Annotated in this window: 7 protein-coding genes; 2 read left to right on the forward strand and 5 right to left on the reverse strand. The window is 71.0% G+C overall.

The features are described 5' to 3' along the window. Nucleotides 1-155: 155 nt before the first annotated feature. A complete protein-coding gene (locus DEI82_RS05285) occupies nt 156-1214 on the reverse strand; it encodes a LacI family DNA-binding transcriptional regulator (protein ID WP_111026789.1) in 1059 nt (352 codons plus the stop codon). A gap of 188 nt (nt 1215-1402) precedes the next feature. On the opposite strand from DEI82_RS05285, the gene DEI82_RS05290 reads away from it, so the two are divergent. Next, nucleotides 1403-4606 carry an alpha-mannosidase gene (locus DEI82_RS05290; protein WP_146242838.1) on the forward strand — a complete coding sequence of 1068 codons (3204 nt, stop codon included), beginning with the start codon at nt 1403-1405 and terminating at the stop codon, nt 4604-4606. An 86-nt stretch (nt 4607-4692) separates the two neighbouring features. On the opposite strand, the gene DEI82_RS05295 is transcribed toward DEI82_RS05290, so the two are convergent. After that, nucleotides 4693-5229, reverse strand: a complete 537-nt coding sequence (locus tag DEI82_RS05295) for a CHAP domain-containing protein (RefSeq protein WP_111036011.1) — start codon at nt 5227-5229, stop codon at nt 4693-4695. A 251-nt stretch (nt 5230-5480) separates the two neighbouring features. On the opposite strand from DEI82_RS05295, the gene DEI82_RS05305 reads away from it, so the two are divergent. Further along, nucleotides 5481-9011 carry a bifunctional RecB family nuclease/DEAD/DEAH box helicase gene (locus DEI82_RS05305; protein WP_220037235.1) on the forward strand — a complete coding sequence of 1177 codons (3531 nt, stop codon included), beginning with the start codon at nt 5481-5483 and terminating at the stop codon, nt 9009-9011. Between the two features lie 5 nt (nt 9012-9016). Here the strand turns inward: DEI82_RS05305 and DEI82_RS05310 are convergent, their stop codons facing one another. The 3 genes from DEI82_RS05310 to vsr form a co-directional block, all read right to left on the reverse strand. Continuing rightward, nucleotides 9017-10030: a restriction endonuclease gene (locus DEI82_RS05310; RefSeq protein WP_111036012.1), complete on the reverse strand. Its 1014-nt coding sequence runs from the start codon at nt 10028-10030 to the stop codon at nt 9017-9019. A gap of 82 nt (nt 10031-10112) precedes the next feature. Beyond that, complete coding sequence (locus DEI82_RS05315) at nt 10113-10856, reverse strand: hypothetical protein (protein ID WP_111036013.1); 744 nt, start codon at nt 10854-10856, stop codon at nt 10113-10115. A 652-nt stretch (nt 10857-11508) separates the two neighbouring features. After that, nucleotides 11509-11964 (reverse strand): DNA mismatch endonuclease Vsr, encoded by a 456-nt coding sequence (gene vsr / locus DEI82_RS05320; protein ID WP_111036014.1) that lies wholly within the window; start codon nt 11962-11964, stop codon nt 11509-11511. Nucleotides 11965-12154 lie beyond the last annotated feature (190 nt).

Raw genomic sequence — 12154 nt, forward strand, 5'->3', positions numbered from 1 at the left:
CGCCAGCAGCACCGTCGGAACTCCCGGGCGGGTGCGGCCCCACCACGTGTCCCGCCGCTGCTCTCGACGGTCCCGGTGTCGTTCGACAGCGGGATCGTCGGCATACACGGATAGTCCTCGAGTGCGGGGCGGCGCAGCCGGGAGGCCCGCCGGCGCTACGCGAAGTCGACGAACTCGACCGGCAGCTCGACGAGCCGCGGCGCGCTGTCGTCCCCACGATCGAGGCGGTCGAACAGCATCCGGGCGGCGACGCGACCCAGCTCGGCGGCGTCGTGCGCGACGACGGACAGCGGCACCGGGGACATGTCCGCGAACTCGAACGAGTCGAACCCGAAGAGCCGGATCGGAGCGGGCTGCTCGCCACGGTCCCGTGCCTGCGCCCGGGACTTCGTGATCGCGCGGATCGCGCCGATGGAGTTGCGGTTGTTGGCGGCGAAGACGGCGGTGGGTGGAGCCTCCAGGCCGAGCAGCTGGTCCATCGCCTGCTCGGCGGAGCTGACGTCCTGCTGCCCGAGCCGGACGAGCTCGTCGACGGGCTCGAGCCCGTGGCGCTCGTGCGCCTGGCGGAAGCCCTCGAACCGTCGGCGGCCGGTCGACACCGACACCTGGTTGCCGAGGAACCCGACGCGGGTGTGCCCCTCGGCGAGCATGCGGTCCGTGGCGACGAACGCGCCGTGGATGTCGTCGAGCAGGATCGCGTCCGCGCTGACGTCGGGGAACGTCCGCGACGCGAGCACCACGGGCACGCCGGCCAGGGCGTCGGGGGCGAACCGTGCGGGTTCCCGACCGGCGGGGACCACGATGAGGCCCTCGACCTGCCGACCGAGGAAGTCCGCGAGCAGCTGCTGCTCGAGGTCCTCGTCCTCGTTCGTGACGCCGATGATGATGCGTCGGCCGGCCTCGCCGACGACCTCCTCGACGCCCTGGAGCATCCCCGCGTAGTACGGGTTCCCGACGTTCGTGATGAGCACGCCGACGAGTCCCGAGCGGCGACCCTGGCGGAGTCGGCGGGCGTTCTCGTTCCGGTGGTAGCCGACCTCGGCGATGGCGCGCTCGACCCGGTCCTGGAGCTCGGGCCGGACGTTCTTGCCCCCGGAGAGCACGCGGGACACCGTCATCGGGCTGACCTCGGCGACACGCGCGATGTCCTTGACCGTCGGCGCACCACGACCGCGCCCCGTCGTGGGCCCGCTCCCGTTCCCCGCGGCTGCCATGCCTCAAGGTATACAGCAGCACCGGCTCCGGCCGGTCACACGTATGAAGCAGCACCGGCTTCGGCCGGTCACACGTGTACAGCAGCACCGGCTCCGGCCGGACACACGATTGCCCCTTGCGGGAGGCCCCCGTCGTCCTGCTAGCGTTGTTGGTAACGATATCAATTCGACGACGAATGGTGCTGCTGATGACCGACGCCCGTGGTGATCGCCCGACTCGACCCCCGCTGATCTCGGCACAGCCGTGGCAGCACACCGATGCGCGCGTCGGACTGATCGACCGCGCCGTCGCCGCGACCGGCACGATCGGCGGCGAACGTGTCCGCGTCCTGCCCGAGCCCATGCGCGCCACACGGGACGACGTCGAGGTCCAGGCGGTGCGCCTCCTGTTCGACACCGAGGAAGCGGCGGCCCGCGCGACCGAGGTCGTGGTCGAACCCGGCACCGCGACCGACACCGGCACCGGCGCCGCCGCCGCGTCGGGCGCGTTCGTCGGGTTCGCGACGGCCCCCGACGCGCTGTCGGTGCGCCTCCTGGTCCGCGTCGTCGACGCGCCGACCGCGGTGACCGTCCGGATCCCGTCCCTCGGCGACGGCGCGGTGTCCGTCGAGCTCACGCCGCAACGCCCGTGGTCCGTGCACGTCGTGCACCACTCGCACTTCGACTTCGGCTACACCGACCCGCAGGCGACGGTCATCGCGAGCCAGCGGTCGTACCTCGACACCGCCATGGACCTCGCCCGCGCGACCGACGACTGGCCCGAGGAGGCCCGGTTCCGCTGGAACGCCGAGGCGCTCTGGGCGTTCACCGACTGGGAGCGGCACCGCCCACAGGCGCAGGTCGACGAGTTCGTGCAGCTCGTCAAGGACGGCCGGATCGGCCTCAGCGCGATGCCGTACAACCTGCACACCGACACGTGCTCCACGGACGAACTGCACGAGCTCCTCCGTGACGCGCGGCGCATCCGCGACCAGTACGGCATCGACTTCACCACCGCGATGCAGACGGACGTCCCGGGACAGGTGGCGGGCCTCCCGGACGCGCTGCAGGAGGTCGGCGTCAAGTACCTGGCCGTCGCGCACAACTGGGCGGGCCGGTCGCAGCCGCACACCTCGGGCGCGCTCAACCTGCCGCGCATGTTCCGCTGGCGCACGCCCGCCGGCAACTCGGTGATCGTGTGGATGACCGACAGCCCGCACGGCCTGGCGTACATGGAGGGGCCGATGATCGGCTTCACGGAGTCGTACGAGTCCGTCGACGCGCTGTTCCCCGCCTACCTGACCGCGCTCGCCACCCGCGGCTACCCGTTCCCGCCCGGGATCTTCGGCGCGCACGGCGAGCAGACCGAGGGCCGCGACGGCTACCCGTGGGAGGTCCTGCACATCCGCACGCAGGGGTTCATGGGCGACAACGGCCCCGCCCGGCTCCAGCTCGCCGAGATCGTCCGCAAGTGGAACGACACGTGGACGTCCCCGACCCTGCGGGTGTCGCGGAACGAGGACTTCTTCGCCGAGGCGGAGGCACGCCACGGCGACGAGCTCCAGACGTTCCAGGGGGACTGGGGCGACTGGTGGGTCGAGGGCGTCGGCTCCGCGGCCGTGCCGCTCGCACTCGCCCGGGAGGCCCAGGCCGCCGTCACCGACGCCGGCGCGTTCTCGCAGGCGGCCGCGTTGATCGGCGCTGCCGCGGTACCGGAGGAAACCGCGCGCCGCACCGAGGCCTACGACGCGATCTCGATGTTCAACGAGCACACGTGGGGCGCCGGGAACTCCTGGACCCACGGGGACGCCGGGTTCGAGTCGGGGGAGCTGCAGTGGCAGTGGAAGGTGGCGCAGGGCATCGGCGCGCACCAGCGGGCCACCGAGTTCCGGGAGCAGGCGATGGCGTACCTCGGGGCCGCCGTGCCGCGCGATCCCGACGCGGTCGTCAGCTTCATCGCCGCGAACGCCACCGGCCGCCGCCGCAGCACGGTCGCGCGCCTGCTCGTCAAGGAGGCCCACATCGGCCTCGACCAGGACATCGAGGTCCGGGACGGCCGCACCGGGGATCCGCTGCCGGTGGTCCTCGAACCGCAGTCGAACACGGCGCACCGGGAGTCCGGGCGCTGGGCGGTCGTGCGGGTCGAGGACGTGCCCGCGTTCGGGTTCGTCCGACTCGACGTCTCCGTTGCGGCAACGTCCGCGCCGAACGACGCTCCCGTTCCCCTCGGGTCCCGGGCCCGCGCCGAGGTGCTCACGCTCGAGAGCGAGTACCTGCGCGTCGTCGTCGACGAGACCACGTCCTCCATCGCGTCGATCGTCGAGCGGCGGACCGGACGCGAGCTCGTGAACGGGTCGTCCGTCGCTGGGTTCAACGCGTACCTCTACGACCAGTACGGCAGCTCCGGCGCCGGGTTCAACCACCTGGCGAACAAGCTGTCCGTCTCCGACCGGCTCGAACTGCTCGTGTCGAGGACGACCGCCCGGCCCGCCGTCGTCCTCGAGCGGACGAGCGACGCGGTCGAGGAACGCCTGGTCTACGAGTTCGTGGCCGACGGCGTGGACTCCGTCGTCGTGACGCTCCGGCTCCGGCACGGCGACGGCGTGCTGCTCATCGAGAACCGCCTGGCCAAGCCGACGACCCTGATCAAGGAGAGCGCGTACTTCGCGTTCCCCTTCGCCGTCGACGACCCGGTCGTCCGGTTCGAGGTCTCCGGCGGGGTCACGGGCGACGGCGTCCCGCACATCCCGGGAGCGCCGCAGCACATGCGCGCGATCCGCAACTGGATCACCCTGAGCGACCCGGAGACCCACGACGACGTCGTCTGGGTGACGAAGGACGCGCCGCTCGTGCAGACCGGGAGCATCGCGGTGCCGTACGCGCCGTTCCCCGCGAGCACGAGTCCCGTCGAACCGGGCACCGTGTTCTCGTGGCTCCACAACAACGTGTGGGACACGAACTTCCCGATCGAGCAGGCGTTCACCGCGACCTTCCGGTACGCCGTCGGGGTCCGCACGGACCGGGACGGAGCCTCGACCGAGGGCCTGGCCGTGGCGGCGACCGGCGAACTCGTGCACCCGTTGACGACCGCGGAGGCCAAGGGACGTCCGGACGCCGCCGCTCGAGCCGATGTGTCCCTGCTCGACCTCGACGACGACCGCGTGCAACTGGTCGCTGTCGTCGCGGGACCGGAGGAGGGCACCTCGATCGTGCGGCTCCAGTCGTTCGCCGACCAGGACGTCGTGCTGACGCTCCGGCCCGGCGCGGCGGTGGCCGAGGCGTGGGCGAGCTCGTTCCTCGGGGACCGGGGGACGGGCCTCCCGGTCGACGGTGGTGCGGTGCGGGTCACGCTCGCGCCGTTCGCGACGACCGCGGTGGGCGTGCGTTGGGGCGGCGGGGTCGCCGCCGACTGAGTGCACACGCGGACGACAAGTGCGCATGCGGGCGCATGCGCACTTGTCGTCCGCGTGCGGGGTCGACGTCGGCTGATTCGACGGGGTCAGTACTTCGGCCGCGCGAACTTGTACTGACCGCTCGTGTCCCAGGGGTCCTCGTAGATCTTCACGTGGTTGGTCGAGGCGTTGCCCGAGCCCACGTTCCCCTCCACCGTGCGGATGTGGCCGTCGCTGTGTGACCGGACGAGGCCGATGTGCCCGACGCCGTAGTACCAGATGATGTCGCCCTGGCGGACGTTGGCGGCCGACACCGGCGTGCAGAGCTTGTAGAAGTCCGACGCCCGAGGGCTGAAGCCGGTGTCGGTGCCACGGAGGCACCAGCTGACGAAGATCGCGCACCAGTCGCCACTCGTCTTGTACTTGGAGGACCAGATCGCGTTCATCTGCGCGAGGCTGTTGCCGGTGTAGCTCTTCGCCTCGGTGATCACGGCGGACGGGGTGGTGGGTGCGGCGGCGCTCGCCATCGATGCAGGTCCTGCGACTGCAGCGATCGCGGCGAGCGAGACACCGCCCGCTCCGATGAGGAGCGAGCGTCGGCTCAGTGAGCCGGAGACGTCGAACTTCGTTGTGGGTGCGTCCATGGCGAGACACTGGCAGCGGCACGAGCAGGCGACAAGTCCTCACTCCAGAGGACAGACCGCGGCGCGTCCGCCCGGCATGTCAGTGTCGCTCGGCCGCGGCCGCGGCCGCTGGGTCCCGGTCGTGTCGGCCCCTGCGTGCTGGTCGTGTCGGTCGTCCCGGTCGTGTCGGTCGTGTCGGTCGTGTCGGTCGTGTCGGTCGCGACCGCTACCGTCGTGCTGCGCGACGAACGAGCGCACCCGGGGGAGGAACCGTGCAACTGACGACCGACGGCCGCGTCGTGCTGAGCCCGAGCGACCTGAGCGTCTGGGCGTCGTGCGAGTGGGCGTTCCTGCGGCGTCTCGACGCCAAGCTGGGGCGCGCCGAACCGGTGGCCGAGGCGGCAGACGCGATGCTCGACCGCACCGCTCGCTTGGGTGACGAGCACGAGCTCCGGTACCTCGCGACGCTCAAGGCCGAGCACGGCGCGGGCCAGGTCGTCGAGTTCGAGCGCCCCGACCCGGACCAGTACCAGCAGGCGGCGCAGGCCGCGGCGGACGCCATGCGCGCCGGCGTCGCGGTCCTGTACCAGGCGACGTTCCACGACCCGGGCTTCATCGGGTTCTCGGACTTCCTCATCCGCAACGACCGCGGCGAGTACGAGGTCTACGACACCAAGCTCGCCCGGCACGCCAAGATCACCGCGCTGCTGCAGCTCGCCGCGTACGCCGAGCAGATCGAGCGGCTCGGCATCCCGGTCGGGGCGCAGGTGCACCTGGTCCTCGGCGACGAGACCGTGAGCAGCCACGACCTCGCCGACATCACACCGGTGTACCGGACGCAGCGCGACGAGCTCCGCCGCGTCATCGACGAGCGCATCGCCGCCTCCGAGCCGCTCGCGTGGGGCGACCCCCGCTACACCTCGTGCGGCCGGTGCGGCATCTGCAGCACGCAGGTCGAGGAGTACCGCGACCTCGTCCTCGTCGCCGGCATGCGCCTCGACCAGCGAGCGCGCCTCATCGCGGCGGGCGTGACGAGCATCGACGCCCTCGCGACCGCCGAGGGCCCGGTGCCCGGTGTCAGCGCGGCGACGCTGGCGACGTTGCGGGCGCAGGCGCGCCTCCAGACCGGGTCGGAACGCGACCGACAGCGGGCCGGTTCCGACGCGCACCCCGCACCACGGTTCGAGGTGGTCGACCCGCAGGCGCTCGCGGCGATCCCGGCGCCGGACGCGGGCGACGTGTTCTTCGACTTCGAGGGCGACCCGCTGTACTCCGAGGACGGCCACACCTGGGGCCTCGACTACCTCTTCGGCCTCGTCGACACGGACGCCCGCTTCACCGCGTTCTGGGCGCACACGATCCGGGAGGAACGACGCGCGCTCGTCGACTTCCTCGCGTTCGTCAAGGAGCGGCGCGCGCAGTACCCGGGCATGCACGTCTACCACTACGCGTCGTACGAGCGGACGCACCTGCTGTCGCTCGCCGCCCGGCACGGTGTGGGCGAGGACGACGTCGACGACCTGCTGCGCGACAACGTCCTGGTCGACCTGTACCCGATCGTGCGGAAGGCCCTGCTCGTCGGCAGCCGGAGCTACTCGATCAAGAAGCTCGAGCCGCTCTACATGGGCGAGGACCTGCGCGACGACGCCGGCGTGACGAACGCCGCGGACAGCATCACCGCGTACGTCGACGCGATCGAGGAGCTCCGGAACGGGGACCCGGTCCTGGGGCAGCACGCGCTCGACCAGGTCGCGGACTACAACGAGTACGACTGCCGATCGACGCTGCGGCTCCGCGACTGGCTGCTCGGCCTGGAGGCCCGGGGTCGCGTCGACGACGGCGGCTCCGCACCCGACACGGCCGGGTCCGACGGCGCATCCGACGAGCTGGAGGTCGCGCTCCCGCCGGCCGTGCGCGAGCCCGACCCGGTGTACCTGGCGCTCATGGACGAGATCGAGGGCGTCGACGCGCTCGACCGCACGGCGGACCAGCAGGCCATCGCGCTCGCCGCGGCCGCCATCGACTACCACCGGCGTGAGGGCAAGACGTTCTGGCAGGAGCACTTCGACCGGCTCCGGAACCCGATCGACGAGTGGGCCGACACCCGCGACGTGTTCATCGTGGAGCAGGCCGAGGTCGTGCAGGACTGGGCGAAGCTGCCCGGCAAGCGGACGTTCTCGCGCGAACTCCGCCTGCTCGGCGCGCTCGCACCCGGCAGCAAGGTCCGCGAGGGCACGAAGCCGCACCTCGTCTACGACGAACCCCTGCCGATCTCGATCACCTCGCCGGGGCCGGGCATGCGTGGCGCCTCGAGCAAGGGCGAGGTCCGCGACATCGGGCCGAACGGCGACCGCATCGAGATCCTGCTCAAGGAGTCGGTCGGGCAGGGGCAGACGGGACACGAGGACCTGCCGGTGGCCCTCACGCCCGCCGCACCGCCGGCCGCGAAGCCGCAGCCCGAGGCGATCGCCGAGTGGGGGCGCGAGGTGCTCGATGCGCTCCCGTCGATGCTGCCCGACCCGGCCCTCGACCTGCTGCGGCGGGTGCCGCCGCGCGGAGGCGTCGTGCCGCTGTCCGTGACCGAGGACGACACCGTCGCGGCCGTCGTCGCGACCCTGCTCGGACTCGACCGGTCGTACCTGGCGATCCAGGGGCCTCCCGGCACCGGCAAGACGTACGTCGGCTCGCACGTCGTCGCACGGCTCGTGCAGGAGCACGGGTGGCGGGTCGGCGTGGTCGGGCAGTCGCACGCGACCTCCGAGAACTTCCTCGACGCCGTCGTCGCCGCGGGTGTTCCCGCCGACCGCGTCGTCAAGGTGCCGCAGCGCGGGGGAGATCCCGACCGACTCGAGGCGGCCGCTTGGACGCCCGTCAAGGACAACGTCGCGCTCGCCGCGTTCCTGACCGGCCCCGCAGCGGGATCGACCGGTCGTCCCGGCGGTGTCGTCGGCGGGACGGCGTGGACCTTCGCCAACGCCAACACCGTCGAACGGCGGTCGCTCGACCTGCTCGTGGTCGACGAGGCGGGGCAGTTCTCGCTCGCGCCCACGATCGCCTCGTCCGTCGCCGCGTCGCGACTCCTGCTGCTCGGCGACCCGCAGCAGCTGCCCCAGGTGTCGCAGGGCTCGCACCCCGAGCCGGTCGACGAGTCCGCCCTCGGCTGGCTGGCCGACGGTGAGCACGTCCTGCCGCCGGAGTTCGGGTACTTCCTGGCGCACACCCGGCGGATGCACCCGGCCCTGACCGCGCCCGTCTCGCGCCTGTCCTACAACGGGTCGCTCACCGCGTCCGAGGCCGTCCTGTCCCGGTCGCTCCAGGGACTCGAGCCGGGCCTCCACGTCGCGCCGGTCGCGCACGTCGGGAACACGACGTCCTCGCCCGAAGAAGCGGAGCGGGTCGTGTCGCTCGCGTCGTCCGTCATCGGGCTGCCGTGGACGGACGGCGGCGTGACCAGGCCACTGACCGACGAGGACGTCATCGTCGTGGCGCCCTACAACGCGCAGGGCGCGCTGATCCGCGCCGCGCTCGACGCCGCCGGGCTGCGCGGGACGCAGGTCGGCACGGTCGACCTGTTCCAGGGCCGGGAGGCCGTGGTCGCCATCGTCTCGCTCGCCGCGTCCTCCGCGGCCGAGATCCCGCGGGGGCTCGACTTCCTGCTCATGCCGAACCGGCTCAACGTCGCGATCTCGCGGGCGAAGTGGGCGGCGTTCGTCGTGTACTCGCCGGGGCTGACGACGGCGCTGCCGACGTCGATCGCGGGGATGGCGTTGCTGTCGCGGTTCATCGAGCTCGTGCGCTCCTGACTCCGCTACTGGCCGACGGTCTCGTCGACGACGTAGACGGCCCGCAAGGGGATCCGCGCGCGCCACGCGGGCTCAAGTCGCTCGTAGTTCGTGAGCACGAGATCGACGAGCTCCTCTCCGTTGATCAAGCGGAGGCCCCGCCGCTGCCGCTCGGTGGACAGCGCGTCGCGAGAGTACGTGCCGAGCGTGACGAAGAGTCCGAGTTCGTCCGCCGCCAGCGTCCCGATCAGCTGGCCGACCTCCGGAGAGCCGATCGTCGCCGTGCGGTGTTTGCACTGGACCTTGATCAATGGCGGTTCGATGCCGAGTGGGTCTCGGTGAGCGATGACGTCGACACCGCCGTCGCCGGAGTACTGCGTGACTCGGGCTTGGTAACCGATCGCGCGCAAGACCGCGGCGGTGAACTCCTCGAACTCTCGGTGATTCAGACTGCGCGTGAGCTGATCGAGGATGAAGTCCTTGGTTTGGCGATGGACGCGATCAGCGCGTGGTTCGTCTGCCACCCCGTCCTCGACGGCGACCACGGCTTCGACAGTAGCCGTGATCTCGTCCTGGTTTCCGTTGGGGGCTTGCAGGGCGGCTGCGAATTCGCGGTTGTGGCGCTTGATGCCGAAGACGGTGAGCACCGAGCCGATCTCGTAGAGAGCGCTCTGCGAGAAGGTGGTTCTGGCGAGCCCGGTCTTCTTCCACTCCACTTTCCGACGGTGCCGGTGGGTGTCGGCATCCGGTACGAAGAAGTACTCGCCCGTCACGATTCCGATGTTGATGGTCGAGTCCGGGCGGAAAGGAGCGACGATGACATCACCGGGCCGTATCTCGTCGCGGAATCGCGCAATGGTGCCGGCCCACACCGGAATGGCTCCCGGCTTCCGGTCGGGGTAGGCGGTGGCCAGAACGGCTTTCAGGTCGTCGCGCGTCGGACCTACGGCGCGAAGATCACCAATCTCGTCCCAAGCGATACTGACGAAACCCTCGTCGATCAACTCGTACGTCAGGCTGTCGTTGTGGATGCCCCACATTCTCGTCACGCGTCGAACTCTAGAGCGTCCGTTGCCGTGGTTGCGGTTCGACGTGCCCTGCTCGATGCCCTCCAGTCTGCCGTCAGCCGCGCGTGACGACGTTCGAGCCCGAGCTGTAGGAAGCCTGCTGCCCGAACGAAGCACCGACGATCGTGACCGACCACGACGAGTCATCGGAGGACGTGGCGTACGACACTCGTGCACCGTTCGGGACGCGGGTGAGGGGTGTCCCGGCCGGAAGCGCGACCAGCTCGTACGTCGTCCCGGCGAGCTCCAGCGTCGAGGGATACGGTCCTCCGCTCGGGAACTCGCTCTCCATCGACGAGGCGAGCGCCTGCGCAACCTCGGTGACCGCAGCGGATTCGCTCGCGGCGGTGGACGGCACCCACGGCACCGTGGGCGAGTTGCCCGTCTCGCTCGCGCTGGTTGCGGGAACAGCGGTGGTCGTGCCTCCTGGCTGCGGCGCAGGTGTCGCGACCGTCGCGGAGCGGGCGGCGGTGGTGGAAGCGGCCATCGGCGCGCTCACCTGCTCGCTCTTGATCTCCTGGATCGTGTTCCGGACCGAGAGCGACGGCAGGTGCACGCCGGAGGGTGCGAGCAGACTCGCGACGAGCGCGTACGCCATCAGTGCGCTACCGACGCCACCGAAGATCGCGCCGGTCCTCCCGAAGATGCGGACCGCCGTGCTGCCGTTGCGTTCGCGACGGACGGCGCGGACGCCCGCCACGATGGCCGAGACGCCGATCGTGGTGACGAGGAAGCCGCGGCCGGCCGGACCGGCCGGTTCGGCGAGACCGATCACGAACGCGCCGGTGCCGAGGAGCATCGCGAGGAGTGCCGTCGTGCGAGAGGGCGAGGAGTTCGTTGGACGCTCCCAGCTCTGAAGCGGGCGGTCGTAGGCGCTCGTTCGTCGACGGGCTGGCTCCGCGGGGGACCAATCTCGAGGGCCGGGTCCGCCGAGGGGCATGCATGTCTCCAGGTGGTGCTGCGGCGTGGCTGAGCGCCGACGGCTGGTCATTCGTCCAGTGATGAGTTTGGCAGGAACGCTCATCCAGCGACCGCCCCAGAACGGGGACCTGGCTTGCGCTACTTTCAGCCCTGAAGAGCCGCTGTCCTGAGTGACCTACAGACCCCTTCCAGCGCGATCCCTCGAGCAAGTCCTTCTCGTTCAACAGCTTCGACGTCAGCGCGACGAACGGTCAGACCGGAACGAAAGTGACCTGCGAGATCAAGGTCGACGGCAAGGTCATCTCGACGAAGACGAGTACCGGCCAGTCCGCCCGGCGAGCTGCAGCGGCTCGAACTGACCGGAGGAACAGCGCCGGGGATGGCTCCTGTGAGCAGTCCCCGGCGTTGTCGCACCTCCCTGCAGCCTCCTCGAGCGGAACCGGTCCTGACCACCACGTCGCTCGGTACCCCGGGCGCTCACGCATGATCCAATGCATCTTGGCTCAAGAGCACTCTGCAGTGGACAGCGCTCATGAGCGCGATGTCGATTCCCTCGCACTCACGATCCGCTCCCACCGATCGAGTTCACGCTCGACCACCCCGGCGGCGTGCTCGGGCTCGTCGTGCTCCCACACGCGGAGGACCTTCCAGCCCTCGCTGCGGAGTGCGGCGTCGTGCGCGGCATCGCGCTGCCGGTTCGCCAGGAGCTTGCGGCGCCACAGCTCCGCGTTCGCCTTCGGCAGGTGGGCGTGCTCGGGGCACCAGTGCCAGAAACAGCCGTCGACGAACACGGCAACCCGGGCGCGTGGGAACACCAGGTCCGGCCGCGCCCGGGTGCGCTGGCTGATGCGACGGTCGACGAAGAACCGGCGGCCGCGGCGGTGGAGGAGTCGCCGCAGCGCCAGCTCGGGCGCGGTGTCCCGTCGGCCCAACCGCGCCATGCGTGCCCGCCGTTCATCGTCCGCCTGCCACGTCTCGGTGACCATGCCGTGACGGTAGCGGGGCGGCGGACGGGTGCCGCGCCTCCTGGCCGGATCGGTGGACGACGGACGATGGCGCAGACGTGTTCGGGACCTGTGAGCACGTCAGGAGTCGTGCGCACATTTTCCGGAACGGTCTGCGCGGGGCCAGCGCCCCCGGCCCCGCCCGCACGAGCACTGCGGAGCAGACGACGGA

The sequence above is a fragment of the Curtobacterium sp. MCBD17_019 genome, assembly GCF_003234555.1.
GTDB lineage: Bacteria > Actinomycetota > Actinomycetes > Actinomycetales > Microbacteriaceae > Curtobacterium.